Here is a 1,393-nt window from a genome sequence, read left to right as displayed (position 1 = left end):
CACTGGCATCCCGGGTGCCACAGCATGAGGAAACGCTGATGACAATTGCAGAAAAGCTTAGAGAAGAAGGCCTGGCTCAAATTCGTCACTGATGCACTCTGAGGGGCGGTTGGCCCAACCTCTCTTTTTATACCTATTCCCTTATTATCAGCAATGCATTACGCGTCGCCACCTCTGAACACGAGATTACCAGCTTGACTGTTGCTTACCAAACCCGTCCCACATCCGAATTGTCCCACTTAGCCTGGTGCTTACTTGTCGCAGTACGTCTCGCACAGCAGGAGGGTAAAGCGCAGTCCCCGCTGCAACAGCATGTTTTCATCATGAAGTGGCTGACGACAGCTCAGAAACGCCGTCTGCAGCCAAAAAATGTGGCACCGGATATTGCCTGGTTACTGACACAGGGTAAAAGGTACGGATTCGCTGCTAACCTGCTGAAAAAAGTCGACTATATCTACCGTTCCAGTGCGGGTGAGCTGGCCACTCAAAGCATACTTTTTCGTTTCACCTATTTTATCGAGACGCTCAAAACAATGGGGTGGTTGGATTTCCTGGTTACCCCGAAAGACTGGGAGAGTAACTGGAAATGTTCTGAGACGGCCAGTGCCGTCTATACGCCAAAAGCCCAACTTCACCCGTCATTTGATGATGCAGGTACGCTGATTAAACCGTTACCTATACGCTTTACCGGCGATATTTCCGGCGTATTTGCACTGATGGAACAATGTCACCTGAGTTTCCATCAGGAAGCCGGGCATGCCGGTTTTTCTGCATTTGTTCTTCAGGGCGGAGCGGTACTGCATGAGAGGCATTGCCCGCCGTCATCAGGAATGTCTGAATCGATGTAAAGTCCGGCGAAAATATACGGTTATTAAAGTTATGAGCCTCCTTGTACAAAAACCAGATCCAGAAACAATGTACCTGGGGCAGTGAACTCAGCGCGGACCCTCAACCCAGGGACTATAAGTCCCCGGGTACTGAAGCCAGCCTGTAACCGAGCCTTTGGTTATCCCCGCAAACTCTCCGCCCTGCAGCACTGATTAGCATATCGATAAATCGATGCTGTATTCGGTCCTGGCGTCGGGGATCAGGGAAATCAGCAAATGATTGAATCAGTCCTTTCATCAAAATACACGCCACAAAATTTACGAATTTATGTTTTGAGTATAATGAATTATCGCCAGTTCATTTTAGTACGTAAGCCGGGGGCTGGCCTGGCGTTCAGAACATTGTGATGGTGGAAACCATCCGCAGTGTTAAATATGTTGATGGCGTAACGTCTGATTTTCGCTATTACTTAAGCAGTTTCACAGATATTCCTAAATACAAATCGCAGCGGTGAGAAAACATTGGTCCATTGAAAATAGCCTGCACTGGGTACTGGATGTGACCT

1 protein-coding gene is annotated in these 1,393 nt (G+C 48.3%); it reads left to right on the top strand.

Going from position 1 to position 1,393, the window contains the following annotated elements:
• Window positions 1-194 precede the first annotated feature (194 nt).
• Window positions 195-848, top strand: coding sequence for a DUF2913 family protein (locus J8X26_RS24630; protein ID WP_208952251.1), 654 nt, complete (start codon window positions 195-197; stop codon window positions 846-848).
• The last annotated feature ends 545 nt before the right edge of the window (window positions 849-1,393 follow it).

The sequence above is a fragment of the Rahnella sp. ChDrAdgB13 genome (genome assembly GCF_017655185.1).
In the GTDB taxonomy this organism is placed as follows: domain Bacteria; phylum Pseudomonadota; class Gammaproteobacteria; order Enterobacterales; family Enterobacteriaceae; genus Rahnella; species Rahnella contaminans.
The sequence above is the reverse complement of the archived record's forward strand: the minus strand, read 5'-3'. Positions and strand labels throughout refer to the sequence as shown.